The organism is Roseovarius pacificus (genome assembly GCF_900142665.1).
GTDB classification, from domain to species: domain Bacteria; phylum Pseudomonadota; class Alphaproteobacteria; order Rhodobacterales; family Rhodobacteraceae; genus Roseovarius; species Roseovarius pacificus.
In genome coordinates this window covers 280,487-304,120 of sequence record NZ_FRBR01000002.1, presented here as the reverse complement: position 1 = coordinate 304,120, position 23,634 = coordinate 280,487, and the positions used below count along the sequence as shown (strand labels likewise).

Below are 23,634 nucleotides of genomic sequence, written 5' to 3'. Positions count from 1 at the left end.
CGCGGTCCCGACAGGCGTTCAGACGTCAGGCATTCAGCCAGACGTATTCAGCAAAGGCATAGCCCATCATGCCCCCCAACGGGTTGTTTTGCAGGCCACCCAGCTTGGTCGTCACCGCGTCGACGTTGGAAATATACACTGGAATGATCGTGCCTGCTTCGTTAGCGATCATTTCCTGCAATTCCCAGTACATCGCGGTCCGCTTCTCTTCGTCCAGAAGGCCACGCGCCTCGACCATCATCTTGTCGAATTTCTCCGACTTGTAATGGCTCTCGTTCCACGGCGCATCGGACGCGTAAAGAAGCGAGAACAGGATGTCCGGCGTCGGGCGCGGGTTGATGTTGCCGAAATGGACCGGCGACTTCAGCCAGTAGTTCGACCAGTACCCATCCGACGGCACGCGATCGACCTTGAAGTTCATGCCAACCTGCGAACCGGCCTGTTGCACGACGGTCGCCATGTCGACAGAAGACCCGGCAGCGTCCGAGGCGACCAACGGGATTTCCGCCCCCAGAAGGCCCGCTTTCTCGAAGTGGTACTTGGCCTTTTCGGGGTCGTGGGCGCGGGGTGCAAGATTGGGGTTATGGTAACGGTTCGCGGGCGAAACCGGCTGATCGTTGGCGATCTCGGCAAGCCCGCGCATCACTGATTTCTGGATCTGCTCGCGGTTGATCAGGGATTTCATACCATCGACGAAATCCATCTGGTCGCCCGGCGGCATATCAAGACGGATGTTGAGGTTGGTATAGTTGCCTGCGGTGGAGATCGAGGCCGTTACCCCGTCCTGCCCTTCGATCATCCGCAGCGAACGCGGGTTGACCGCCGCAGCCAGGTGGATATCGCCGGACAGCAGCGCGTTCACGCGCGCGTTGTTGTCGGGAATGGCAGTAAACTCGAAACTGTCGAGATAGGCGCCCTGTTCCTTGAAATAGTTCGGGTTCCGCACGCCAACCGACCGCACGCCCGGTTCGAACACTTCGCTGATGAAGGAACCGGTGCCGTTTGCGTTGCTGAAATCGGTCGTGCCGTCGGCGATGATCATGAAGTGATGCAGTGCTAGGATCGTCGGAAGGTCGGCATTGGGTTCGGCCAGGACGATCTTGACGGTCAGATCGTCAAGTTTGGAAATTTCGGTCATCTGCTTGGCGATGGAGTTCGCCTTGGAACCGACCGCCGGATCAAGATGACGGTTGAGCGAATAGACGACGTCCTCCGCGTTCAGCGTCTTTCCATCGTGGAACTGAACACCGGACTTCAGCTTCACTTCCCAGGTCTGCGCATCATCCGAAGAAATGCTGTCTGCCAGTTCCATCTGAGCCACGCCCTGCTCGTCGAGGAAGGTCAGACGGTTGTAGTAGGCACAGCAGCGCACATAGTCGGTCGACAGGGTGGCCTTTGCCGGGTCCAGCGTGTCTGCGGTGGAGGAGGACCAACCAGCCGCCCGGAGCGTACCGCCCATCGTCGGGGTCTGGGCGACGGCCTCCGAGGCCTTCAGCAGAAGCGACCCACCCGCAGCTGCGGTCACGCCCGATGCCATCAGCATCCTGAGAAGATCGCGGCGCGACGCCCCGCGGCGAATCATGTTCTCGACCGCGGCATCATCGCGACCGGTCCAGTTTGTCGGTGTCTTTGTCATGTCAGTTTCCCTGTTGATTAAAAGTTGAGTTGAATGCGGTCTTCATGCCGCATGAGGGCGGTGAGTCAGGCGCCAAAGGCCTCCTCGACCGTATCGGCCAGCTCGCTCAGCGCATGAAAGTGATAGTCCGGTTCGGTAAACTCTTTCGGCTCAATCGTGCCGCCATATCCGGCCTGCCCGTGGCGGCGCTGAATCCATGCGTTGGTCATGCCCAGTTCGCGTGAAATGCCGATGTCATGATACTGGCTTTGGGCCGTATGCAGGATATCACCCTTGCCTCCGCCATCATTGGCGACATGGGCGAAGACCTGTTCAAAAAAGGCAGGGTCGGGTTTTTCCGTGCCCATCTCGTCGACAGTGAACCCCGCCCAGAACGGGTTACCCAGCTTTGCAGCGAATTTGTCGAACGCCCAACGGCGGGCATTGGTCATGGCGATCAGTTTGTAGCGGGACTTGAGCCGTGCCAACGCCTCCACGCTGTCGGGAAAGGGTTGTGCCTCACCCACCGCGTCAATCATGTGCTGACGATAGTCTGGCGTGTCCGGCAAGCCGAAGACAGCGGCGATACGCCCATAGCACCGCCCCAGATCGTCGGGGAATTTCCCGGCATCCGCATCGTAGCGCGCATCGCGGTAGACCGAGAGCGCCGCCTCCCCGTCCAGATCGATCCCCTCCTTCGATGCGATCTCTGTCAATCCGGCCTTGATCGCCCCTTCAAAGTCGATAAGTGTGCCGACCACGTCGAAACTGATATATCCGAATACCGTTAGCGGTTTTGCTGTGGTGGCTGTTGCCATCCTGGTGATCCCCTCTGAATGGAAAGGTCCGATGCCACCGCAGTATCTGAGCTGCGCGCCCCCGAATCCGATCGATTTCGACATCGGGCAATCGTCCTAACGCGGTTTGCCCGGACCTTCATTTCGTCTCCGTTCCTTGTAGCCTCACCCCTAAATCGCCCGAGAAGAATCCGAATTCCGGGGGGGGCACAGCATAATCTTCTGTATTCACTGAAACGACGGCATTTATCCTGCCAGCCATGGCTGGGCCTCAATATCCCCTTTGCTGATCGATCCGACCTGGCAGTTCCTCTCTGTTCCGCCCTGTCCGGATCACCTCAAGCGCATGACGCGCACCTTCCGCGTGATCGGTGCTTGCTGCCACATGTGGCGTGATGACGATCCGCGGGTCGTGCCAGGCCCAGTGATCTTCGGGCAGAGGTTCCGGATTCGTCACATCCAGCATGGCCGACGCCAGCTGGCCCCGGTCCAACGCCGATTTCAGTGCATCCATGTCCAGTTGCGCCCCACGCCCTGCGTGAACCAGCCGCGCGCCCCGGGGCAGTTTTTCGAACAACTTCGCACTCAGGATTGCACGCGTATCCTCCGTCAGCGGCAAAAGGCAGACCAGAATTTCTGCCTGCGCCAGAAAGGCGTCCAGATCGGCTTCTCCGTAGACCGCCACCCCCTCGACCGGTTGACCCGACCGGGACCAGCCCGAAACCTCGAACCCCATCGTCCCGAGGGTCCAGGCCACCAGCCGACCGATGCGACCGATACCCATGATCCCAACCCGAACGCCCCGCGTCCGGGGAACCGCATGGGCAGACCATTGCCCACGGTTCGCCTGATGCAGATAAATCGGCATGTCGCGATGCAGCATAAGGGTGGCCATGACCACCCAGTCACGTACCATTTCCTCGATCCCCGGAGCGATGGTCCGCACAAGCGCAACACCCTCCGGCATCGGCGGCATCTGATCCACGCCCGCGCCGGCACTGATCACCGCCTCCAGGTTCGGATAGCGCTTCAGATCCTCAGGCGGAACCCAGCAAAGGATATGGGTGACGGCTGCGGGATCGCTCACCGCCTCCTCACCGACGATCATGTCCTCTCCGGCCCCGGCAAAAATCGGCCCCCATACGGCGGCCCGCTCGGGCGTCGACAGGAACAGCAGCGCCATCAGCGAAGGACCGCGCGAATCTCCGAGTCCTCCAGCGTAAGATCAAGCACCTTTCGGGTGCGCTCGACGATTGCGTCGATCTCGGCATCGGTGCAACACAGCGGCGGCGCGTAGGCAAAAATACCCTGCGCGAAGGATCGCACGATCAGCCCCTGCTCCCAGGCCCGATCGAACAGACGGGTGGCAGGCTGCATCGAAGCGGGCAACGGAGTCTTTTTGACCTTGTCCGTTACCAGCTCAACCGCCGCCAGCATCCCGCGTCCGCGCACATCCCCCACAAGCGGATGATCGCGCAGCGACTCGAGGCCTGCCATCAGGCGGACGCCCGCCTTCACACCGTTTTCGAACAACCCGCCCTCGTACAGCGCGAGAACCTCAAGCGCGACGGCGGCAGAAACCGGATGCGCCGAATAGGTAAAGCCATGGCCCACGGCCTTGGCTCCCGCGCCTTCGGCAATGGTCTCGTAGACATGATCGCGCATGAACACCGCGCCCATCGGAATATAACCGGACGTCAAGCCCTTGGCGCAGGTCATCAGGTCCGGCACGATGCCCTCGTCTTCGCAGGCAAAGATCGGGCCGGTGCGGCCAAAGCCGGTGATGACTTCATCCGCAATGAACAGAATATCCAGTTCCGCGCAGACGTCGCGCATAGCCTTGATCCAGCCTTTCGGCGGAACCAACACGCCACCGGACCCCTGGACAGGTTCGACATAGAACGCCGCCACCTTTTCCTCGCCGATCTCCGCAACCTTGGCGCGCAGTTCTGCGACCGAGGCATCGATGACGGCCTGCGGATCGTCCCCCAGCGGATTGCGGTAAAGGTAATGCGACGAAATTTTGTGCTGCCAGGCATAGGGCACGCCGAACCCGTCATGGAAACCCGGAAGGGCCGTCAGCCCCGCGCCCATGGTCGTAGACCCGTGATAGCCCTGCTCGACCGAGATGAACTGATCGCGCCCGGGCTGTCCCTTGGAATGCCAATAATAGCGGACAAAGCGGATCGTGCTGTCCACCGCGTCAGAGCCGCCGAGAGAGAAATAGATGTGATTCAGATCGCCCGGGCTGCGTTCCGCAAGGGCGGCGGCAAGACGGATCGGCGCTTCTGCGCCCAGATCGAAATAACCGGTGGCATAAGGCAGGTCGCGCATCTGCCGAGCGGCGGCTTCAACCACGCTTTCGTGTCCGTAGCCGGCATTGACGCACCACAGCCCGGCGAAACCGTCAAGCAGCTCGCGGCCCTCGGAATCGGTAACCGTCGCCCCCTTGGCTGAGCGCAGGACACGCACCCCGCGCTCTTCATGACCGCGAAAGGAGGAAACGGGGTGAACAAGGTGTTGGCGGTCCAGTTCAACAAGGGAATTGGCAAGCATGTCAGTCTCCGATGGAATCAGCCCAGTGCCTGAGACACGAGGGCAAAGGTTTTGAATTCAGTGTTGCGAACGGGGCGGGCATCGCGTCGCATGGCGATACCGCCCCCAACGAGGGCAAGACCAAGCGCTTCGGCATGATCGGACAGGCCGCTGTCCTCGGGCAGGTCGATACGCAGGAACCGGCCCTCACAGCGGCGCGCCGCTTCGCTCAGCAGCGCCCGCGCCGAAACGGACTCTTGCGCCACGATCGGACCAACAACCTTGCCCCGGCCAAAATCGCGCAGCAGGGCAAACCCCTGATCCACAATAAGAATCTCGCCATTCTCGGCAATTTTTCGCAGCAGGCCCTCGCGCGAAAGGCCCGACGCCGCCTCATCCATCCGCGCAAGCCGCGCGATATCCTCTAGCGCGCCGGTGGTCACGGAACTCTCGCCGCTGATGGCGCGGGCCTGCCCCTGATGCTGTGAAATCCGGCTTTCGGCCTTGAAACCCAGCTTTTCATACAGCGGCAGGCCATCCGTGGTCGCCACCAGGCGCATTTCCCGCGAACCGGCTAGGTCGATGATCCGCTCCATCACGGCACGCCCAAGCCCACGACCGCGCAAGGCGGCATCGACAATGATCATGTTCAGCGTCGCAACCGGGCCAGAATCCGAACACAGCGCCGTTCCGACGACCTGCCCTCCGGCCAGGGCGACAACCCCTTTTGACACGGACAGGGACAACGCCCAGTCTTCGGCGCGATGTGGCCAGCTGACCGCCTGCGAAAGCCGCATGGCGCCGGGAATGTGGTCCGGCGTAAAGGCGGCAAAGGTAATCTCGGTCCGGGACAGCGTCGCGCTGTCGGGCTTGGCAAGGGTCATGGCAATGTTCCGCTTCGTTCATCTTCAGCCTAGCGCCGGGCCGATGGCAGTTTTGTCTTGATCCCCGTCGCTGGCGGCATTTTTGGTTTCATGCCGGTGACGCCGCCGCAGGAAATGCCGCCGCTGTCCTGGCGTCAGACCAACAGGAACCGCCCCAGAGCAAGGATCATCTCCCCTGCGGCGGCAAGCTCTGCTTCGGTCAGGTATTCTTCGGGCCGGTGCGCGCGGGCGATGTCACCGGGGCCGCAGATGATCGCGGGCACGCCCGCCTTCTGGAACAACCCGGCCTCGGTCCCGAAACTGACCGCTCCCAGCGATGTGTTCCCCGATATACCCACGACCAGCCCGACCAGCGGATGATCCGCCTCCAGCGCAAGTGCCGGATAAGACGACAGCCAGTCCGCCTGCACATCGGCGCCAAGAACGCTCAGAACAGGCTCCAGAAGCGCCTTGGGATCGACCCCGGCAATGGCCCGCGCCTCGATCTCGGCCACTGCCGTTTCGGGAATGATGTTGATTGCCTGCCCGCCCCTGATGGTGCCGACCTGCAATGTCGAATACGGGGGCGCAAAACGGTCATCCTGCGGACCCGTTTGCAGCGCCGCCGCCTGCGCCACCGCCGCCTCAAGCGCGGGCAACAGGCTGTGGATCGCATTGCTTCCAAGATCGGGGCGCGAACTGTGCCCTCCGCGCCCCCCGGCTGTCAGCCGCAGCGCGGACTTACCCTTGTGCGCCAGAACCGGAACCATCCCCGTCGGCTCTCCGACGATGCAGCCCAATGGCGCCGCGCAGAGATCCGGCAGCGCCGCCAGCATATGCGGCACCCCCCGACAGCCCGCCTCTTCGTCATAGGACAAGGCAATGTGGATCGGAGCGGACAACGTCATGCGACGCAGGGCCGGAACCGCGGCAAGAACCGCCGCAACATATCCCTTCATGTCGCAGCAGCCGCGCCCGATCATCCGGCCATCGACACGCCGCATGACGAATGGGTCTCCCTGCCATTCCGGCTCCTGTGCGGGAACCACATCGACATGCCCGGACAGGATGTAGCCCGGACGCGAGGCATCGCCAATCGTCGCGAACAGGTTCGAACGGTCGCCCTCGGGTCCTTGCAGAAGGGTATAAGGCACGTCATGGGCAGCAAGATATTCGGCAACGAAGGCCATCAACTCATCGTTGGGGGTGCCCACGACACTGGGAAAGGCGACCAGTCGTTCAAGCAGATCGGCGGCAGAAAGATCCATTTCAGCCCTCCTTTCAGGATGCGATGATGAATATCTTGCGCACGGTCTCGAGTGTTTTCCATGTTCCGACGAATCCGGGCTTCAGAACGAAACTGTCACCGGGACCAAATGAGTGCGCTTCACCACCCTCTTCGCCGATTTCGACGCGACCGGAAAGAATGTGACAGAACTCGAACGTATCGCCCTTGATGGAACGCGTGGTGCCGGGGGTCGCTTCCCAGATGCCGGTGCGGATCTTGCCCCATTTCGCGGCCTCCGCCAGCGCGCTGTCCAGTTCCCATGTCTGAAAGGCGGGCGCCCCTTCGATCAGGCGCTCTGGCGCGGCGACATCCTTGCGGGGCTCAAAGACGGGGGCGGTGTCAATCGCAACGAGATAAGTCATGGCAGGGCTTTCCATAAGTGGCGCCAGCGGCGCGTGATTGTCTTGTATACACACTCTGCCCTCAATCGACCGGTCGCCGTGGCCAAAGTTACCGCGCCTGCGGCACGACCTGCCGCAAGCCGTTGGGGATACGCTATTTCCTGCTTTTTATTCGGCGAACACGGCAAGCGCTTTGGCAAAATCCCGGCAAAGATAGCGGCACAGAACCTGGAGACCAAAATGACCTTCCACCCCAAATTCATAACCTTCGACTGCCACGGCACGATGATCAACTTCGATATGGCTGGCGGCACCCGCGCGAACTATGCCGATGTGCTCTCGCCGGAACAGATGGAGACTTTCATCGTAGATTTCTCGGCCTACCGGCTAGACGAGGTTCTCGGCGCGTGGAAACCCTATGCCGACCTGGTGCATAACGCGCTCGAACGGACCTGCAAGCGTCACGGCATCGCCTTCGATCCGGCCATCGCCGTGGATATCTACAACCGCGTGCCCACCTGGGGGCCGCATGCGGACGTACCGGCCGGTCTGGCCAGGATCGCCGACAAGATTCCGCTGGTGGCGCTGACCAACGCGATGAACGATCAGATTCCGCATAACATCGAGAAACTCGGCGCGCCGATCGCCCATGTCTATACCGCCGAAAGCGCACAGGCCTACAAGCCGCAGATGAAAGCCTTTGAATACATGTTCGACATGCTGGGCTGCGGCCCCGAGGACGTGCTGCACGTCTCGTCCAGCTTCCGCTATGATCTGATGACCGCGCATGATCTGGGCATCAGGAACAAGGTCTGGGTCAATCGCGGCCATGAACCGGCCAACCCTTACTACGGCTACACCGAGATCAAGGACATCTCGGGGCTGGCGGCAGTCGTCGGCCTGTAAGGACCGGAGCATACCATGAAATACATGTCCTACTGGCAAGACACCGCCACACCCTTCGCCGAGGCTCAGCCGGGCCCGGTCGCGGGCAAGGTCGACGTTGCGGTGATCGGCGGCGGTTTCACAGGGCTGAATGCCGTCCGGAAGCTGGCCCGCGAAGGGGTCAGCGTTGCCCTTCTCGAGGCGCAGCAGATCGGGGCCGGCGGATCGGGTCGCAATGGCGGCCATCTGAACAATGGCATGGCGCATGGATATGCAGAGGCAAAGAAGCATTTCGGCTCAGAGCGGGCGCATGCCCTCTACAAGGCCTATGACCGTTCGATCGACATGATCGAGGACGTCATCGCCGAAGAGGACATCGCCTGCGACTTCCGCCGCTCGGGCAAGCTCAAGCTGGCGTCGAAGGCATCGCATGTCGATGGGCTGCGCTCCAGCTTCGAATTACTCAACCGCGAAGTGGACCCGGATACAAGCTGGATCGACAAGGCGGACCTGAAAGAGGAAATCGGTTCCGACGCGTTCCACGGCGCGATACTCTATGGCAAATCCGCCATGATGCATATGGGCCGATACGTGCATGGGCTTGCCATGGCGGCGCACCGCCACGGCGCATTGATCTGGGAGGACGCCCCCCTCACCGGGAGAACCCGCAACGGATCGGGCTGGGACCTGACCACGCCCAAGGGCTCAATCCGGGCCGAACGTGTCATCGTCGCGACCGGGGCCTATTCGGCAAGCTATCCGCAGGCACCCCTTGCCTATTTTCGGCGCCGGATCATCTCGGTCGGGTCCTTCATCGTCGCGACCCGCCCGCTGAGCAAGGCCGAAATTGCCGCCACGATGCCCGGCAACCGAACCTGTGTCACATCGCTGAACATCGGCAATTATTTTCGCCTGTCACCGGACAACCGCCTGATCTTTGGCGGGCGCGCGCGGTTCTCCGCGGTGTCGGATCAGCGCTCCGACGCTACTTCCGGTGAAATCCTGCGCCGCTCCATGGCCGGGATATTTCCACATCTGGCCGATGTCGACATCGACTATTGCTGGGGCGGGCTGGTCGGCATGACAAAGGATCGCTTCCCACGCGCGGGCGAAACCGACGGCATGATCTACGGCATGGGCTATTCCGGTCACGGGGCGCAATTATCGACGCTGATCGGACAATCCCTGGCCGACATGGCCATGGGGCGAACGGACAGCAACCCGCTTGCAGGTTTCGACTGGCCCAGCATTCCTCTGCACAGCGGCAAGCCCTGGTTCCTTCCGCTTGTCGGGATGTGGTTCGGGCTCAAGGATCGCCTGTCCTGAACAACACACCCGAAAAGGCCCGCCGACATCACCCCAGGGATTGCGCTGCGAGTCCGTAAATAACCGGCCCTTCCGTCGACCGGCGGGAGCGGCCTATACGCATTTCGGTCACCGTATCCACGACACCCAGACCGGCGGCAGAAAGAAACGCCTTGAAATGCTCGCTTTGCTGGGGCGTGTCCACACGCAGTTCGTGCCCCTTACGCCGCTGGATCAGCGAGGCACAAATATGCATCGCCATGCTGTCGTCTTCAGCCACGATAGGCCCGATGACTTCGACCCGGCCAAAGGGGTGTATCATTGCATACCCACAGACCACACCGTCACGCAGCGCAACGACCCCTTCGGAGAGGCCCAGAAGCTTGTTCAGGATAACCTCGCGGTCGGCCCCATAGGCCTGCGCGTCAAGCGCATAAACCGCTGGCATGTGCGCAGATTCCAACGGGCGGACCTCAAGCCCTGTCACTGGATTGGGAGGGTGGATGTCCCGCGCCACGCCCTCTTGCTGCCAGATCGTTCCGACGGGGACGAATCCGGCGGATTCATACAGCCAATAGGCCGATTTTGTGGCCATAAGCCGCAAATCGCGACCTTCGCAATCCTTCAGGATACGGCGCAACAACCGGCGCCCGGCACCTAGAGCCTGCAATCGTGGCATGGTGATCATCAACCCAAACGTGGCAAAATCCTGCCCGACCGGGAAATACATTGCCGATCCCAAAGGCCGGCCGATTTCATCCAATGCGATATAGCCCTGTCCCAGCGACATGAAGAGATCCAGGTCATGGGTTCGGTGACGCCAGAAAACGGAAAGGGTCAGTTCATGCAGCAAAGCCCGGTCGTCGGGCGTGATCGGGCGAATGGTCGCGTTGTAGGCATCAAGGCGGAACTGCTCCTTATCCTCCGGGGTAGACCTTGACATGAAGGCCGCGTAACGCTCGGAACTGGACCTGTCGGTCCCGATTTCATAAAGGCCCCCCGGGCCAACTCTGACATCACCGTTTTTGGGCTGCATGAAACGTACTTCCTGTATGGTGTTCTTATACGCACGGGGCAATACTCTATGTCCCGGTTAACATGCGACATACTCAAAGATTTTTTCTACCGAATTCCGAAACCATCCCACATATTATGCTGCGGCCGCCGATGGACCCTTGGTCCGGCCCCCAGATCGGCAACGGCTTCGATATCTTCGTTCATCCGCGCGCAGATCCAGCGCGCGATGTCCTGCGCCATCGGGCGCATCGGCCCCGGCCGCGTCGACAGCAGCTGAACGACACGGCCGGTTTCGATCCAGCGGCCCTGCCAGGCGGGAACAAGCCGCCCGCTGCGCAGGCTGCCCGCAACGACACTCAGCCAGCCAAGCGCAATCCCGGACCCATCCATTGCTGCCTGGATGATCGCCGCATAATCTGAAAATTCATGCCATATACCCCCGGCGCCGATAGCGTCCGCCTTACCCAGCACCGGTGCCCAGATTGTTTTCTCATGATCCGAAAGATGCAAAAAACGGTGCCCTGCGGCAGCGTTTTCACCAGACATGGCGTCCGGCCCCGTGACGCGGCCATGTGCCGACAGATAATCCGGGCTGCAAACCGGAACGATTACCTCAGGGGCCAGAACAATGGCGCCCGGCGTAGGGTCGGTGATGAGCGTCGCGATATCCACCTCTCCCGCCACCTTCTTTCGCGTCCCCGCCACCAGATCAAAGCGCAGCACCGCTTCGGGGAAACTGTCGGAGAGTACGGCCAGACGCGAGACCAGCCAGTTGGTGACAAAGGCATTGGACAGCGAAAGAACGATCTCCGGGCTTTGAACCTCGCTTTGAGCCCGAAGCGTGGCCACCGCATCGGCAATGCGGTTCAACCCGTCGCTGGCGGCCGCAAACAGGAATTGCCCCGCCTCGGTAAGCGTTGCGCCACCGGCCCCGCGCACGAACAGGGGTTGCCCGATATCCTGTTCAAGCTGCGCGATGTTGCGGCTGATCGAGGGTTGCGAAATGTTGAAATCCTTTGCCGCTCGGCTGAAGCTGCCATGCCGCGCAGCGGCCTCGAAGACGAGCAGCGATTTGGGAGAGGAAATGAGATGGGACAGTTCGGTCATACGCTGAGCGTATAGGCTCTGCCCGGTTTTTCAATCTGTAACAGTACCTCTTTCTGGTGGAGGGTGGTCAGAACGACAGGAGGATCAGACCCCATGACCAGACCGCAGACCAACGACCCGCTACTGGCACCGTTCGCTCTGGGCAAGCTGAACCTTCGCAACCGGATCGTCAGCACCAGCCATGCCTCGATGAAGGACGATGGCGGAATGCCCGGTGAACGCTATCAGGCCTATCACGAGGAAAAGGCCCGTGGCGGACTGGCGATGACGATGATCGGCGGCAGTGCGATGGTGTCGCGCGACTCAAGCTGGGGTGGCGGGCAACTGGACATGAGCGACGATCGGATCGTTCCCTATCTCCAAAGCCTTTCCGCCCGCATTCATGCGCAGGGGGCCGCGGTGATGACCCAGATTTCACACCTTGGACGCCGTGCAAATGCCTTTCACGGCGACTGGCGCCCGACCATTGCCCCCTCCCCCATTCGTGAGGTCCGCAGCCGCGGGTTCCCCCGCGAGATGGATCGCGATGACATCGACCGCGTGATTTCGGATTACGCCGATGCCGCAAAACGCGCACGGGACGGTGGGCTCGACGGGATCGAAACCCTCTGTGGCGGCCACCTGATCGGTCAGTTCATGTCACCGCTGGCCAATCGGCGAACCGACGAATTCGGCGGCTCGCTTGAAAATCGCGCACGCTTTGGCCTGATGGTCCATGAAGCCATCCGCGAGGCCGTGGGCGACAGCATCGCCATCGGCATCCGGCTGATCATCGACGAAGGCACCGAGGGTGGCCTGAGCGCCGAAGACGGCATCGCCCTGGCCCGGATGTTCGAACGCGAAGGGCTGGTCGATTTCTTCGACGCCATCTACGGGCGGATGGACAGCGACCTGTTCTTGTCAGAGGACAACATGCCGGGAATGTTTCAACCCGATGCGCCCTATCTGACGTCCGTTGCCCGCTTTCGCGCCGAAACCACCCTGCCACTGATCCACGCGGGCGGCATCCGGGACACCGCGACGGCCCGCCACGCCATCCGCGAGGGGATCGTGGATCTTGTCGGCATGACCCGCGCGCATCTGGCCGATCCACATCTGGTGCAACACCTTCTCGACGGAACCGAGGACCGTATCCGCCCCTGTGTCGGCGCTTCTTACTGTCTCTACAAAAAGGCCACCTGCATTCACAACGCCGCCACCGGCAACGAACTCAGCATTCCTCACACCGTTCCGCGAGCGGATACGCCGGGCCGTGTCGTTGTGGTCGGCGGGGGCATTGCCGGGCTCGAGGCCGCCCGGGTCTGTGCCCTGCGGGGGCATGATGTCCTGCTGCTCGAAGCCGGGGCACAGGCCGGCGGACAGCTCGGTTTGGCAACGCGTGGGCTGGAACGGGCGAACCTGATCGGCCTTGTCGACTGGCGGCTTGCGGAACTGACCCGGCTTGGCGTGGATGTCAGGATGAATTGCTACGCCGGGCTTGACGATATCCTGGCCGAAACGCCGGACACGGTTTTCGTTGCGACCGGGGGCCTCCCCGACCTCGATGGAATCGACGGCGCCGAGTTCTGCGTGTCCACATGGGACATTCTGTCCGGCACAGCCACCCCGGCGGCACATGTCCTGATCCACGACGGAACAGGCCGCGCCCCTGCCCCATCCTGCGCCCTTCGTGTCAGGCAAACCGGCAGCAAGGTGACCTTCACCACCAGTGACGGCATGATCGGGCAGGAAATGCCCTATCAGGACAACACAGGCTACCGAAAACGCTTTGCCCAACAGGGGATCGGGGTCATGCCCGATCTTGATCTGATCCGCGTCACACGGGACGCCAATGGCATCAGCGCAGAGTTCGCCCATTGCTTCAGCAGAGAGGCGGTGACACTCCATGCCGATCAGATCGTGGTCGAACACGGCACCCAGCCCCTGAACGAGCTTTATCGCGACCTGAGGTCATGCCGGGCATTTTCGGGCAAGGTGCATCTTCTTGGCGATGCGGCCGCTTCGCGCGATGTGCATGCCGCCGTCCGCGAGGCCTATGTCACCGCGATATCCGCCTGACCCATGCGAACAGACCGCGCGTCCGGACGTCTGGCGAGCTGCTTTGGAAGGCGCTGTCAGAGCAGCCTGACTTGAGACCGATTATCCGCTGCCCTGGAATTCCCGGTGCTGTAATTCAGTTCAGTTTATTGTCGAACCGTCAACTTCATGATCGACCTGAAAGGTTGCGCATCGCTGCGATCATCCGGAGATTGCCATATTCTTGACCATGGAGCCGGTGTCCCGGAATGCACAGTGCCACTTAAATGCTTCTTCAAGCACATGGGGGGTTTGCCCGCCACGATTGCACGCACGTTTGAAATAATCGCTGAGGCTATCCCGCCAATCAGGATGGGCACAGTTATCGATGATGACCCGTGCGCGTTCGCGCGGGGCAAGTCCACGCAGGTCGGCCAGCCCCAGCTCAGTCACGATCACGTCTACATCGTGTTCGGTGTGGTCCACATGACTGACCATCGGCACCAGCGAGGTGATATTCCCACCCTTGGCTACAGATTTGGTGACAAAGATCGACAGACCGGAATTGCGCGCGAAATCACCCGATCCGCCGATGCCGTTCATCATGTGGCTTCCCATGACATGGGTGGAATTCACGTTCCCGTAGATGTCGAATTCCAGTGCCGTGTTGATCGCGATAATGCCAAGGCGACGCACAATCTCGGGGTGGTTTGAAATCTCTTGCGGGCGCAGCACAAGACGATCACGATACTCTGCCAGACGTCCCATCACATCGGCATGTCTTGTCGCGCTGAGTGTGATCGAGGACGCCGAGGCGAAATCGAGCTTGCCGGCATCCAGCAGGTCGAATGCCGAATCCTGCAAGACTTCGGAATACATTGTCATGCCCGAGAACGGCGATTCGGCAAGCCCGGACAGGACGGAATTGGCGATGGTCCCAATCCCGGCCTGAAGTGGACGAAGGGACTTCGGAAGCGCGCCGCGTGCGACCTCGCGCTGAAGAAAGTCGATGATATGCTCGGAAATTGCGCGCGTGTCGTCATCACCCGCTCCTAGGGCGGCAAAGCTGTCATGCCGGTCGGACAGGACGATTGCGACGATCCGGTCTCTGTCGACGCGGATGACGCTGTCACCGATCCGATCCTGCGGAGTGCGCAGGGCAATCGGGTCGCGGACAGGTCTGTCAGCGGGAATATAAATGTCGTGCATCCCTTCAAGGGCCGAAGGCACAAAAGCGTTGATTTCAACGATCACCTGCTGAGCCTGGGTCGCGAAGCCAGCCGAGTTGCCGACCGAAGTGGTTGGCACGATGCCCCCATCCTCGGTGATGGCCGCAGCCTCGATAATGGCGACATCGGGCGCCGGAAACTGGCCTGATCGCAGATGTTCAACAGTTTCGGACAGGTGCTGATCGAGATACATGACAGTGCCGTCATTGATCCGGTCGCGCAGGCGTGGGTCTGACTGGAACGGCAACCGGCGCCGGATCACTCCACTGTCGGCAAGCAGACCATCCAGATCATTGCCGAGGGACGCCCCCGTGATCAGCGTGATCCCCACCGCATCGGTTTTGGCACGGCGGGCCAAAGCAAGAGGCACGGCCTTTGCTTCGCCCGACCTTGTGAACCCGGACATTCCAACGACCATTCCGTCGCGGATCAGGCCCGCCGCCGTGTCGGCGGATACGATACGCGAAAAAAGGGAAGCGTCGCGAATGCGAGCGCAGGATGCGTTAGGGACGATTTTGGTCATTGTGGGCCTCAATCACGGTCAATGGCTGGAAAGTTATCGATCATATAATGCATTATTATTTCGATAAATAGAGATTATTTAACATTTTCTCGCAAAAAATTGGATAAACCTCCAGACACACAGATAAATGGCATGCTAAATAATGCATTATATTCTACGTATTGCGAAATTCCAGCAGCAAGACAAGCCGCGCTATGGCCGCAGCATGTGCAGGTTGAGACAAAGCAAACGACAAGCGGTCCCGCCCGAAGACAGAACCGCATAACCGGCAGGACCATTTTCAGTGGTTTTGTTTTCCATGGATCAGGCGTCAGCCTACTGTCGCACGGTCCCGGGGTTTGGCCCAAAGCTGGGCGTCAGGGTCAGACACGACCGCCGCACCGTGACCGACAATGTCGGATACCTGCGATTCGGTATAACCCAGATCTTGCAGAATTTGCGCGGTATGCTCGCCAAGATATGGGGGCGGCAGAGACTCGGCGACCGGACCAAGCAGAGGGCCAAGCGGCAATTCCGGTGCCTGGAAGTCGTACCCGGCAAAGCCGAAGTCCGAGACCTTCTCCCCCGATTTAGCCTGCGGCGCCTCAAGCACGCGATCAAGCGGCAGGACTTCAGTGTGGCCCACGCCATTGGCATCGAGCTTGGCGACAAGATCGTCGAAATCAACATCGGCGACAGCCGCCGTGACAAGCGCTTCGACATCCGGACGTCGGGCCCGTCGTTGGCGCAATGCGGCAAGTTCGGGGTCCACAGTCAGGCCGGTGGCCGCGCAGAATTTCCGCCAGTGCTCATCCGTGAGCATCACAAGATAAATCCAGCGACCATCGCGGGTTTCATATGCACCATAGCCAGGGATGGAAAACTCGGCCGAGGGCTCTTGCTCGGGCCGGCCAAGCAGTTGCGTCTTGAGCTGCACGCCCAGAAGGTCGCGCGCCGCGATGTGCAGGCCGGTTTCATAAAGCCCGATCTCGATGTCGCGCTTGTCCTGGGAGCGGTCGGACATGAGCGCCGAAAGAACAGCGATGGCCGCATAGCAACCCGCGAACTGGTCATGATACGAGGGGCCGAGCCGGGCCGGGCGCCCGTCGGGGCGGTTATAGTACATCACGCCGGTGGCTGCTTCTGCGATAGGATTCGAGGCGACCCGTTCTTCCAGCGGGCCGGCCCCATAGCCCTTGATGTGGCAAAATATGATGTCGGGATTGATTGCATTGCAGACCTCAAAGGTAGCGCCCAGTTTTCGCGCGGCAGAGGGTGACAGGTTCTGCACGACGATGTCCGTGCTTGCGATCAGCTTGCGGAATGCCGCCTGCCCCTCATCTGCAGCCATATCAAGGCAGAGGCTGCGCTTCCCCCGGTTGAACGCGATATAGCTGCCGCTTGGCCCACCCCGCACCAGCTTTCGCGTCGTTTCTCCGGCGGGAGGTTCGATTTTGATAACGTCGGCGCCAAGCTGATTCAGCAGATGCGTGGCAAAGGGGGCAGCGATCATGCTGCCCAGTTCCACCACGGTTTTTCCAGCCAGAATTCCACTTTTCATGCATTTTCTCCTTGTCCGCGCTCTGTCAATACATCTGTTTTCGCGGGTATTTCATTTTTTCCTTGCCAGCAACAGAATGCATAATGCATTATGAAGACGTCAAGGGCGATCTGAATATTGGCAAAGAGGAGGCTGAGTTCAGTGCGCTTTGGACGCGAAATGTCTGAAGGCTGCATCGCGGAACAGAGCCGCCCGGGGGCGGTATCGTGTCAGATGCCATGAAATACAGCCATACATAGTCTCTGGGAGGAGAAATCATGCTGCAAAAACTTTGGAAAGGCCCTGCGCTTGCCGCTGTCACGGCTGCCGCGCTGGTCGCTGGACAGGCGCGTGCCGAGTCCGGAATCGACATGGAAAACAAGGTGGTCACCATCGGTGCCTTTACCCCGATCACGGGCCCGGTTCCGTTCTACGCAGTTCTTACGCACGCCGCCGAATCCTATTTCAAGATGCTCAACGACTCCGGCGAGGTGGACGGCTGGACCTTCAACTACATTACGAAGGATGACGGGTATGATCCCGCGCGCAGCGTCGCCACGGCCCGGAGCCTGGTCGAAGATGACGACATCTTTGCGCTTGCCGCCCCGATCGGCACGGCGACGAACGTCGCCGTCATCCCCTATGCCAGGGAATCCGGCGTCCCGATCATTGGTCCCGTAGGCGGATCGAGTCAGTTTTTCGAGGTTCCCGCGGTATTCCCGCTACTGCCCGATTACGGTTGGTCCGCCGGGTCTTCGGCCGAATACGCGGTGAACGGTCTTGGACATTCCAAGATCGCCATACTTTGGGAAAACGACGAACTGGGCAAGTCGGCCAAGCGTGGTTTTGACCTGGTCATGGCTGACCTTGGCATCGAGCCCGTCGAATCGATCCCCTTTGACGTGAAGACGACGAGCTTTAGCGCCCATATCCGCCGCATCCAGAATTCCGGTGCGGAGACGGTACTGCTTTACGGGTCGAACGCCAACCTTGCGGCGGCACTCAAGGCTGCCGACCTTCAGGGCGTCGATGCGGCCTGGTTCGCACCGTTCTTCACCGCTGACCCCTCGACGCTGAAGCTGGCCGGTGACCTTCTGGAAGGCGTTTATTTCTCGTCCTGGCTGCTGCCGGTGTCGAGCGACGAGCCCGAGGTGGTTGCCTATCGCGAGTCGGTCGCCAAATATTTTCCGAACGATCCGGTCGGCGTGCTGGGCCTGAACGGCTGGAGCAATGCCGCCCTGTTCCACAAGGGGTTCCAGCTGCTGCTTGACAGCGGTGATGAGATCACGCGCGACAACCTTGTGAAGGCAATGAACACGATGACGGATGCGGCCGTCGGTGGTGCACGCGGCGTGACCTTCAGCGCAGACGATCATCGGGGCACCCGCCAGGAAGGCATCATCCAGTATAAGGATGGTGAATTCGTGCTGGTGCGCGAGTTTCAGCCCTACCCGGAGGTCGCGTTCAACGCAGCCAAGGGCGAATAATCTTGGTCACCCGCTCGCCGGCCCTCACGCCAGCGGGCGGGGACTTCTTGTCAGGCGCAGAAAAGGGAAATTCCATGTCCTTCATACCAGTCAGCGAGCCCGCGCGGCTTGACGGCAAGACGGCAATTGTCACGGGTGCGGTCGGCGGCATCGGTCGCGCCACGGCTCTCGCCCTCGCAGAGGCCGGCGCGACCGTGGTCGCCACCGATATCGCGGAAAGTGCAGAATTCGAAAACGATCGTATCGTCTATCACCGCTACGACGTGACGTCGCGCGACGAAACGGTCTCGGTCCTGACCGAGACACGAGATCGATACGGCTCTGTCGATGCGCTGATCCTGTGCGCCGGTACGATCTCTCACAAGCATCTGGTGGAGTCGACCGACGACGAATGGCGGTCCATTCTGGATGTGAACCTGATGGGGGTCGTGAACCCTGTTCGCGAGGTTTTCCCGATCATGGAAGCGCAGGGCTTTGGCAAGATCGTCGCCCTCGGGTCCATCGCGTCGAAGATCGGCGGCGTGGCGTCGGGCCCGTCCTATGTTGCCGCAAAATCAGCTGTGCATGGCCTGATGAAGTGGGTTGCCAAGAATGGCGCCGACAAGGGGATCTATGCCTCGGTCATCGCCCCGGGCCCGGTTGAAACGCCGATGTGGGAAACCGTGACGCAACGGTCTGCCCCCTCCCCCAATGGCAACGTGCCGCTTGGTCGTTATGGCCAGCCCGAGGACATTGCCCAGGCGATCCTGTTCCTTGCCTCGCCTGCTTCCAACTGGATCACCGGCACCGTTCTCGATGTGAACGGTGGAATGTTGATGGATTGATGCAATGAAAGATACGGATACCATAGGATTTATCGGACTTGGCGTGATGGGTGGCCCGATGTGCCGGAACATCGCGGTAAAGCATCCGGGGCGCGTTCTGTGCTTTGATCTGTCCGAAGACGCCGTCGCCGCGCTGTCGGACACGAAAGCCGAGCGCATGGACTCGGTCGAGGCGCTTGCAAAGGAGGCGGACATCATTTGTCTGTCCCTGCCGGGCGGCCCCCAGGTACAGAAGGTCGCTGGGATGATTGGCCCAGTCGCGGGCGCCGGAAAGATCCTGGTCGACCTTTCGACAACGACTGTGAGTTCGGCTCGCGAAACCGCCGACATGCTGGAGCCGCACGGTGTGGATTTCATTGATGCGCCCGTTGCCCGCACCCGCGAGGCCGCGCAGCAGGGCAAGCTGAGCATCATGGTTGGCGGCAAGCCTGCGCGTTACGAAAGAGTTCGCCCGGTTCTTCACTACATGGCCTCGGACGTGACCCATTGCGGCGACGTCGGAGCCGGCCAGGTCCTGAAACTGGTGAATAACATGCTGGTCTTTGCCAATACGGTGGCATTGGCCGAGATGATCGTTCTGGGTGAACGGGCCGGGGTCGAAGCCGACACTTTGCTTGACGCCGTATCCAAGGGTTCGGGCGACAGTTTCGTGCTGCGCAACCACGGCAAAAAGGCAATGGCGCCCCGTGAGTTTCCCGAGAAATCCTTTCCGGCGGAATATGTTCTCAAAGATATTTCCTATGTCTTTGATCTGGCCGACCAGACGGGAACCTACATTCCCGCGGCAGAGCAGGCGCGCGCCTATTATCAGGCCGCGGTCGAGAAGGGGTTCGGCGGCAAGTATTTCCCCTCGGTCATCCAGCTTATTGACGCAGATGAGATGGAGCGGGGAACATGACCTTTTGGGGCAGTCTGGTCTATGACCTTTTCCCGCTGATCTGGTCCGGCATGATCACCGGGTGTCTCTATGCGCTTGGCGCTCTTGGGCTGGTGATGATCTTCAAGTGTTCCAGGGTTGTCAACTTCAGCCACGGGAACGTCGCGGGTCTGACGGCCTTCCTGGTCTACGGCTTGTCTTCGGGCGTCTTGATGTCGCTGAGCTGGGGCGCGGCTGTTCTGCTGGCCATGCTGGCCGCAGTCGCCATTGCCTTCCTGATCTATTCAATCATCTCACCCGTGGTTTTTGAGTCCGACCTAACATCGACCATCGCCACACTTGGCTTCGGGCTTATTGCCCAAGGCGTCACGCTTCTTGTGTTCGGGGCCGACATCGTGGCGCTTGACCTGCCTATCCCGCGGTTTGCCATGTCGGTGCTGGGACTTCTGGTCACGGGGTACGACCTGACCGTGCTCGTCGTGGCCATTGTCACCATCGGCGCGCTTTTCATTGTGATCGACTATACCAAGCTGGGCATCGCCTTTCGGGCGATTTCGGAAAACCCCTTTGCAGCCGAGGTTTGCGGGCTGAACCTGAAATCGGTTCATTACTTTGCCTGGATCACGGCAGCAATCCTGGGGGTGATTGGGGCGCTGCTGATCGTTCCGACGACTTTCCTGTCGGTGACGACCGTTGCGACGTTCATGTTGCAGGCCTTTGCCGCAGCCGTAATCGGTGGGTTTGCATCCCTGCCCGGCGCACTTTTCGGCGGTATCCTTGTGGGCGTGATGATGAACCTCTTCACCTTCTATGTCTCGCCCGAATATTCCTCGACCTTCCTGTTGGGGGTGATCCTGGTGGCGCTGAACATCTTCCCGAACGGCATCCTTCAGAAAGTCGGAGGCGCCCGTGTCTAATCATGCGACCCATATAACTCCCGACCAATCGGTTTTCACGCGCCTGTCCGGCGTCGCCACCCCCGGGGCGACGGCAGGGATCGTGCTGACGGCGCTGATCGTCATGCCCTTCATGCTTGGCGGGTCCTGGACCTTCACGCTTGGGCTTTGCTTTGCCAACTCGATCGGCGTGCTGGCGGTATCCCTGCTGGTCCGCTACGGCGGAGAAGTGTCAATCGGACACACCTTTTTCACCGCGCTTGGCGCCTATTCCGTTGGCGTGCTGGACACCCGGTATGGCATTTCGCTCTGGGCATCGGTGCCGCTTTCCCTGCTGCTTGGCGTGTGCTTTGGAATTCTCTTTGCCTGGCCATCGCGCAACCTGCACGGCATCTACCTGGCGGTGACGACGCTGGCGCTGGCGCTGGCCGTGCCGGAGATGATCAACAACTTCGACAGCCTGACCGGCGGATATGAAGGGCTTTATGTCGCCACACCCCTTATCCCGGGCGTGAGCATGGGGATGCAACGATACTATGTCGCGCTTGTCATGCTGGTGATCGTCTGTTTCGCGGTCGCGCGGCTGCGACTGTCGCGGCAGGGCATGGCGCTGTTGCTGGCCAAGACCCATCCGGCCGCCGCTGACGCGTTCGGGACACGAAGGGTCTGGGCCCGGATCTCGATCATGGGGATCAGCGGCGGGATCGGCGCGCTTTGCGGTGCGACATTGGCCTTCTCGGGCTCGACGGTCTCGCCCGGCGGTTTCACCTTCTGGCAGGCGATCTTTCTGCTGGTCGGGTCTGTGGTCAGCTTTTACGGCCTCTCCCTTCCCCGCGTCCTGCTTGGCGGTGCCTTCGTCACGCTGGTGCCGCAGCTTCTGTCCGCATCCGGGGCGTGGATCCCGGTGTTCTATGGCCTCGCGCTGTTGGGGATGATCCTGCTTGGCCACTACATGCCGCGCATCCGCAAGGCCATGTCACGCAATTCGGAGGTGTCGTGATGGACCAATTGACAAATGCCCTGCGCGGCGAGGGGATCGCGCTTTCCTTCGGTGGGATCAAGGTGCTGAAGGGCCTCGACGTGGAGTTCCGCGCGGGCGAAATCACCGGCCTGATCGGGCCGAACGGAGCCGGCAAGACAAGCCTGTTCAACTGCCTGACCGGGGCCTATTCGCCGCAGCAGGGCACGATCTCTTACGCGGGAACGCCGCTGAACGGCCTGTCTCCCGCCGCCCGCGCGGCCAAAGGGATCGTTCGCAGCTTTCAGCATGTCGCGCTCTGCCCGGATCTGACGGTGCGGGAGAACGTGATGATGGGCATCGCGCGCAACTGCACGGCGGGCTGGCTTTCGGCGTTCCTGCCCCTCCCCCGTGGCAGGGCGGAACGCGTGGAGATGGCGCACGCCGCCGATGCCGCGCTGATCGATCTTGGGCTGCCGGATGTCGGCGACAAGTTTCCCGGCCAACTGCCCCCCGGTATGCAGCGGCTGGTTGAGATCGCCCGCGCGGTGGTTGGCAAGCCCTCGGTCCTTATGCTGGACGAACCGGCGGCAGGGCTGAACAACTCTGAAACCCGCGACCTGACGGCGGTGCTGCGCAAGCTGGCCTCGACCGATCTGGTCATGGTCGTTGTCGAACATGACATGGACCTTGTCATGTCCATCTGCGACCGGATCTACGTGCTGAACTTTGGTGAATTCGTCGCCGTCGGCAACCCCGAGGCAGTGCGCAACAATCCCGATGTGGTCCGCATCTACCTGGGAAGCGATGACGATGAGTGAACTCCTGAACATCGAAAACCTGTCAGTCGCCTATGGCGCTGGCGCACCTGCGGTAAACCAGGTGTCATTTACGGTCGGCAAAGGGGCGGTTGTTGCCCTGCTTGGCGCGAACGGTGCAGGCAAGTCTTCGATCATGAAAGCCGTATCCGGCCTTACGCCCGCCACGGGATCGGCCGTCTTTGAAGGCGAGAATATCAGCAGCCTGCCGGCACGTGTCCGCGTCGCGCGGGGCATCATCTATGTCCCCGAGGGACGCGAGATCGTCGGCGATCTGTCCGTGCGCGAGAACCTGATACTGGGCGGGTATCAGAAGACCGCGTCAGAGCGGAAAAAGCGGATGGAGATGGTTCTCGACCTGTTCCCCGAGATTGCCGAGAAGGTGGATCGCCAGGCCTGGCGCCTGTCAGGCGGTGAGCAGCAGATGCTGGCCATCGGTCGCGGGCTGGTTGCGGACCCCAAGCTGCTGCTTCTTGACGAACCATCGCTTGGTCTTGCGCCGTTGCTTGTGCGGCGGGTCTTTGACCGGCTGGCGATGATCCGCCATGAATCCGACCTTGCCATCGTACTGGTCGAACAGAACCTCGCCGTGACGATGCGCTTGTGTGACGAGCTGCACTTCCTGCGTGGCGGACGGATCGTCGGACACCGCAGCGCCGAAGAACTCAAGGATGAAACGGCCCGTCAGGAGGCGATCGACGCCTATCTCGGGGCGGCTGCCGCCTGAGGAGGAA

At 61.0% G+C, this 23,634-nt stretch carries 21 protein-coding genes; 10 read left to right on the top strand and 11 right to left on the bottom strand.

The genetic code is table 11. The annotated features are described in order from the left end of the window. Window positions 1–25 precede the first annotated feature (25 nt). The 7 genes from BUB53_RS07055 to BUB53_RS07025 form a co-directional block, all read right to left on the bottom strand. A complete protein-coding gene (locus BUB53_RS07055; RefSeq protein WP_073033990.1) occupies window positions 26–1,636 on the bottom strand; it encodes an ABC transporter substrate-binding protein in 1,611 nt (536 codons plus the stop codon). Between the two features lie 65 nt (window positions 1,637–1,701). Next, on the bottom strand, window positions 1,702–2,433 hold the full coding sequence (locus BUB53_RS07050; RefSeq protein ID WP_073034058.1) for an HAD-IA family hydrolase: 732 nt from the start codon (window positions 2,431–2,433) through the stop codon (window positions 1,702–1,704). A 250-nt stretch (window positions 2,434–2,683) separates the two neighbouring features. Further along, window positions 2,684–3,595: a 2-hydroxyacid dehydrogenase gene (locus BUB53_RS07045; protein WP_073033989.1), complete on the bottom strand. Its 912-nt coding sequence runs from the start codon at window positions 3,593–3,595 to the stop codon at window positions 2,684–2,686. After that, window positions 3,595–4,968, bottom strand: a complete 1,374-nt coding sequence (locus BUB53_RS07040) for an aspartate aminotransferase family protein (protein ID WP_073033988.1) — start codon at window positions 4,966–4,968, stop codon at window positions 3,595–3,597. The genes BUB53_RS07045 and BUB53_RS07040 overlap by 1 nt, the downstream gene beginning before the upstream one ends. A 17-nt stretch (window positions 4,969–4,985) precedes the next feature. Next, window positions 4,986–5,831, bottom strand: a complete 846-nt coding sequence (locus tag BUB53_RS07035; RefSeq protein ID WP_073033987.1) for a GNAT family N-acetyltransferase — start codon at window positions 5,829–5,831, stop codon at window positions 4,986–4,988. Between the two features lie 134 nt (window positions 5,832–5,965). Beyond that, the gene (gene argE, locus BUB53_RS07030) at window positions 5,966–7,078 is read right to left on the bottom strand and encodes an acetylornithine deacetylase (protein ID WP_073033986.1); all 1,113 of its coding nucleotides are present in this window, start codon (window positions 7,076–7,078) and stop codon (window positions 5,966–5,968) included. A gap of 13 nt (window positions 7,079–7,091) precedes the next feature. Beyond that, on the bottom strand, window positions 7,092–7,460 hold the full coding sequence (locus tag BUB53_RS07025; RefSeq protein WP_073033985.1) for a cupin domain-containing protein: 369 nt from the start codon (window positions 7,458–7,460) through the stop codon (window positions 7,092–7,094). Between the two features lie 219 nt (window positions 7,461–7,679). Between BUB53_RS07025 and BUB53_RS07020 the strand changes: the two genes are divergently transcribed. Both BUB53_RS07020 and BUB53_RS07015 read left to right on the top strand, forming a co-directional pair. Continuing rightward, window positions 7,680–8,345: a haloacid dehalogenase type II gene (locus BUB53_RS07020; protein ID WP_073033984.1), complete on the top strand. Its 666-nt coding sequence runs from the start codon at window positions 7,680–7,682 to the stop codon at window positions 8,343–8,345. A 15-nt stretch (window positions 8,346–8,360) separates the two neighbouring features. Beyond that, window positions 8,361–9,650, top strand: a complete 1,290-nt coding sequence (locus BUB53_RS07015) for an NAD(P)/FAD-dependent oxidoreductase (protein WP_073033983.1) — start codon at window positions 8,361–8,363, stop codon at window positions 9,648–9,650. Between the two features lie 28 nt (window positions 9,651–9,678). Here the strand turns inward: BUB53_RS07015 and BUB53_RS07010 are convergent, their stop codons facing one another. Continuing rightward, complete coding sequence (locus BUB53_RS07010) at window positions 9,679–10,572, bottom strand: GNAT family N-acetyltransferase (RefSeq protein ID WP_073034057.1); 894 nt, start codon at window positions 10,570–10,572, stop codon at window positions 9,679–9,681. 179 nt (window positions 10,573–10,751) lie between these two features. Beyond that, window positions 10,752–11,753 carry a LysR family transcriptional regulator gene (locus BUB53_RS07005; protein WP_073033982.1) on the bottom strand — a complete coding sequence of 334 codons (1,002 nt, stop codon included), beginning with the start codon at window positions 11,751–11,753 and terminating at the stop codon, window positions 10,752–10,754. Window positions 11,754–11,846: 93 nt separating this feature from the next. Between BUB53_RS07005 and BUB53_RS07000 the strand changes: the two genes are divergently transcribed. Beyond that, window positions 11,847–13,811, top strand: a complete 1,965-nt coding sequence (locus BUB53_RS07000; protein ID WP_073033981.1) for an FAD-dependent oxidoreductase — start codon at window positions 11,847–11,849, stop codon at window positions 13,809–13,811. 180 nt (window positions 13,812–13,991) lie between these two features. Here BUB53_RS07000 and BUB53_RS06995 read toward each other — a convergent pair whose 3' ends face one another. Both BUB53_RS06995 and BUB53_RS06990 read right to left on the bottom strand, forming a co-directional pair. Then, complete coding sequence (locus tag BUB53_RS06995; RefSeq protein ID WP_073033980.1) at window positions 13,992–15,521, bottom strand: succinate CoA transferase; 1,530 nt, start codon at window positions 15,519–15,521, stop codon at window positions 13,992–13,994. A 310-nt stretch (window positions 15,522–15,831) separates the two neighbouring features. Continuing rightward, window positions 15,832–17,061 carry a CaiB/BaiF CoA transferase family protein gene (locus BUB53_RS06990; protein WP_073033979.1) on the bottom strand — a complete coding sequence of 410 codons (1,230 nt, stop codon included), beginning with the start codon at window positions 17,059–17,061 and terminating at the stop codon, window positions 15,832–15,834. A gap of 257 nt (window positions 17,062–17,318) precedes the next feature. Between BUB53_RS06990 and BUB53_RS06985 the strand changes: the two genes are divergently transcribed. The 7 genes from BUB53_RS06985 (at window position 17,319) to BUB53_RS06955 (ending at window position 23,627) form a co-directional block, all read left to right on the top strand. Then, on the top strand, window positions 17,319–18,527 hold the full coding sequence (locus BUB53_RS06985; protein ID WP_073033978.1) for an ABC transporter substrate-binding protein: 1,209 nt from the start codon (window positions 17,319–17,321) through the stop codon (window positions 18,525–18,527). A 74-nt stretch (window positions 18,528–18,601) separates the two neighbouring features. Beyond that, a complete protein-coding gene (locus BUB53_RS06980; protein ID WP_073033977.1) occupies window positions 18,602–19,351 on the top strand; it encodes an SDR family NAD(P)-dependent oxidoreductase in 750 nt (249 codons plus the stop codon). A 4-nt stretch (window positions 19,352–19,355) separates the two neighbouring features. Next, a complete protein-coding gene (locus BUB53_RS06975) occupies window positions 19,356–20,249 on the top strand; it encodes an NAD(P)-dependent oxidoreductase (RefSeq protein WP_073033976.1) in 894 nt (297 codons plus the stop codon). Beyond that, entirely contained in the window at window positions 20,246–21,145 is a 900-nt protein-coding gene (locus BUB53_RS06970) for a branched-chain amino acid ABC transporter permease (protein ID WP_073033975.1), read from the top strand. Before BUB53_RS06975 ends, BUB53_RS06970 begins: the two co-directional genes overlap by 4 nt. Beyond that, window positions 21,138–22,124: a branched-chain amino acid ABC transporter permease gene (locus BUB53_RS06965; RefSeq protein ID WP_073033974.1), complete on the top strand. Its 987-nt coding sequence runs from the start codon at window positions 21,138–21,140 to the stop codon at window positions 22,122–22,124. Before BUB53_RS06970 ends, BUB53_RS06965 begins: the two co-directional genes overlap by 8 nt. Then, entirely contained in the window at window positions 22,124–22,903 is a 780-nt protein-coding gene (locus tag BUB53_RS06960) for an ABC transporter ATP-binding protein (protein WP_073033973.1), read from the top strand. The genes BUB53_RS06965 and BUB53_RS06960 overlap by 1 nt, the downstream gene beginning before the upstream one ends. Beyond that, the gene (locus BUB53_RS06955) at window positions 22,896–23,627 is read left to right on the top strand and encodes an ABC transporter ATP-binding protein (RefSeq protein ID WP_073033972.1); all 732 of its coding nucleotides are present in this window, start codon (window positions 22,896–22,898) and stop codon (window positions 23,625–23,627) included. The genes BUB53_RS06960 and BUB53_RS06955 overlap by 8 nt, the downstream gene beginning before the upstream one ends. Window positions 23,628–23,634: the final 7 nt, after the last annotated feature.